This window comes from Pedobacter sp. 01N416 (assembly GCF_056399685.1).
The window spans coordinates 1-3099 of sequence record NZ_JBFTRT010000582.1; the positions used below are offsets into that span (position 1 = coordinate 1).

Sequence of the window (3099 nt, forward strand, 5' to 3'; positions counted from 1 at the left end):
GCCAAATTGCACTCCCACTTACACTGGTTGGAATATCTTGTGCAGCTGTATTATTTGTTAAAGGATTTAATACCAAAAACATCAAATACCTTGGAATAGGTGCTACTATTTTCACCCTGAATTTCATACATGCATCTCTCTCAGGCTACAAAGAGCCAATTATTATCAATATCATTATTATTGCGTGCGTATTTTTCCCTTATTACAAAAGGCCTATACTTTATCTGACCCTCCCTGTTGCTTACATATTATTATACTTCTTACCCACTTATAACAATACTGTAAGGCAAAGCTGGGGGGGAGAAGTAAGTGCAGAGGAAGCGCAAAGCCAGGCTTTTGAAAATCTGGACTTAAAGAATGAAGTACAAATTGAAGATACGAACTGGGGCTTTCTAACCAGAAGACTAAGTGAAATGGAGATGTTTACCCAATTTGTGGAATATGTACCTGACCACCACCCTTATTATGATTGGGAAATAGTAGAAAACTCTTTGGAAGGACTTATACCCAGAATTTTCTGGTCGGGTAAACCCAGTATGGAAATGGTTTCGATGCAAAGGGTTTACGATGCGGGTGTAGCGCACCAAATGTCAACAGTTTCGGCAAAAACCCGTCCTGTAGTTGACGCTTATTTAAGCTTCGGTATTCCTGGGGTTTTCTTTTTCATGTTATTGTATGGGATGTTGATTCAACATTTTTCTGATTTAGCTGAAAGTTTATTTGGAGGTTACGAGCTAGGCTGTGTAATTATGTTCAATAGTATTTTTCAAGGTCTTTGGCGGGGAAATAACTTCGAATTTATGTTCAATAATATTTTTTGGGGTTATGTAATTATGTGGTTCCTGTTTTATCTGCTCAGAACCATAAAGGTACTAAAACCAACATTTGATTAACATTATCTAACCTTTGAAAATCATTCATATTACCGCATCTTACAAACCTGCCTATATTTATGGTGGGCCTATACAAAGTGTAGGGAAGTTGTGCGAAATCCTGTCAGTTGATAAGCGGTTGGCGGTTGACGGTAATGCCACTGTACATGAACTGGAGGTATTGACTACTACAGCAAATGGCAAAAATGAGTTAGATGTTATAACTGGTGTACCTATTTTAGTTGATGGCGTGCCTATTACTTATTTTAAACGATTGACAAAAGATCATAGTCATTTTTCGCCTGGGCTGTTGTTGAATTTACGGAAAGAGATCCTTCATTGCATTCAGGATGACAAGAAAAGTGATAAGGATGACAAACTAAACACAGCTAATCAAAACCTAAAAGGACCACCCCGTCTTACAGACTCCCCTCCTTCGGAGGGGAGTGTTGTACACATTCATGCCTGGTGGAATTTAGTTTCGGTATTAAGCTGTTTGGTTGCCAAATGGTATAAAATACCCGTTGTTTTGTCTCCACGGGGAATGCTCACCTCCTATTCCTTTGGTAACCGGAATTCTTTTTCAAAGAGGATCATCCATAAATTAATGGGTGAAACTTTATTAAAATATTGCCATATCCACGCCACCAGCGAACAGGAAAAGAGAGATATTTTAAGGATAGTGCAACCTAAAAGTATTAGGGTAATCCCCAATCTGGTTAGTTTAGGCGCTGGAGCAATAGCTAGTGAGTATCGCAAATCAGTCGTGAAAGACGAGAAATCACCTGCTTTTAAGATGATATTTCTTTCCCGCGTTGAAGAGAAGAAAGGACTTGAATTACTTTTTGAAGCTTTGGCACTTGTCGATATCCCCTGGCAGTTAACCATCGGCGGTACAGGTAAGGAAGAATATGTACAAAGTTTAAAATATAAAGCTGAGCATTTAGCACTAAACAATCGAATGAATTGGCTTGGACAGGTAAGTAATGAGCATAAGTTTAACTTAATGGCCGGGCATGATCTAACTGTGCTTACCTCTTACAACGAAAATTTTGCCAACGTAGTGGTAGAAAGTTTAAGTGTGGGCACCCCTGTATTGATCAGCAAATTTGTTGGTCTTGCCGATTATGTGGCCGATAAGAACCTCGGATGGGTTACTGGACTACACATTGAAGAGATCAAAACTGGAATAATTCAGGCTTATCAGGATATGGAAAAAAGAAAAGAAATCAGAACTACTGCTCCATTGCAAATCAATGCTGATTTTAACGATGATACATTGGTTAAACAATATATTGAACTTTACAAAGAAATTCTAGCTAGCCCATCAGCAATTTAATCCTTGTATGAATCGAAATTTTAGCTTTATCATTTTAACCTTTAATGAGCAGCTCCATCTGCCCAGGTTATTGGAATCGATCAAAGCCCTAAATGCAAAAATGTTCATTTTGGATAGCGGAAGTACCGACGAAACCTTGAAAATTGCCGAACACTATGGTGCTGAGGTAAAACAAAACCCTTTTATAAACCACCCGAAACAATGGGATTTCGCTTTAAAAAACTTTAAAGTAGAAACACCCTGGACAATCGGCCTCGATGCGGATCAAACCGTTACACCGGAGCTGTTTGAAATGCTGGCTAACTTTAAAGAGGAAAACCATCTCGGTATTAACGGTATTTACTTTAACCGCAAAAACTTCTTTCAGGGAAGCTGGATTAGGTTTGGTACCTTCTACCCTTTTTACCTTTTAAAAATGTTCAGGACAGGGATCGGGTTTTCTGATCTCAACGAGAACATGGACCACCGTTTTATTGTAGCGGGCAAAACTGAAATCTGGAAGAAAGGTTGGATTTTGGAAGAAAACCTAAAAGAAAATGATATTGCTTTTTGGAAAGCCAAACATGAACGTTATAGTGATCTGGTTGCACAGGAAGAGGTAGAAAGGATGTTAAAGCTACGGTTCCAAAGTTTAAAGCCTAACTTACTGGGCAGTCCTGATGAAAAGCGGGCATGGTTAAAACAATTGTGGTGGAAACTTCCACTAGGGTTTCGCCCCTATCTTTACTTTGGCTATCGGATGTTTTTTAAACTGGGCATATTTGACGGAAGCACGGGTATTAAGTTCCATTATCTTCAAGGCTTCTGGTTCAGAAAGCTGGTAGATAAAAAAATTAAAGTAATTCAAAAAAACAGAAGTTAAATTTATAATGCCGATAACATATGACC

At 38.6% G+C, this 3099-nt stretch carries 2 protein-coding genes and 1 pseudogene; all 3 read left to right on the forward strand.

Features of this window, described 5'->3' with window-relative positions; translation table 11 throughout:
- A partial coding sequence (locus tag AC1DND_RS24005) for an exosortase Y-associated Wzy-like protein (RefSeq protein WP_477585089.1) occupies positions 1–893 on the forward strand: 893 nt, incomplete at its 5' end.
- Positions 894–906: 13 nt separating this feature from the next.
- Positions 907–2211, forward strand: a complete 1305-nt coding sequence (locus AC1DND_RS24010; RefSeq protein WP_477585090.1) for an XrtY-associated glycosyltransferase XYAG1 — start codon at positions 907–909, stop codon at positions 2209–2211.
- Positions 2212–2218: 7 nt separating this feature from the next.
- Positions 2219–3061, forward strand: a pseudogene (locus AC1DND_RS24015) (glycosyltransferase family 2 protein); the annotation flags it as partial.
- Positions 3062–3099 lie beyond the last annotated feature (38 nt).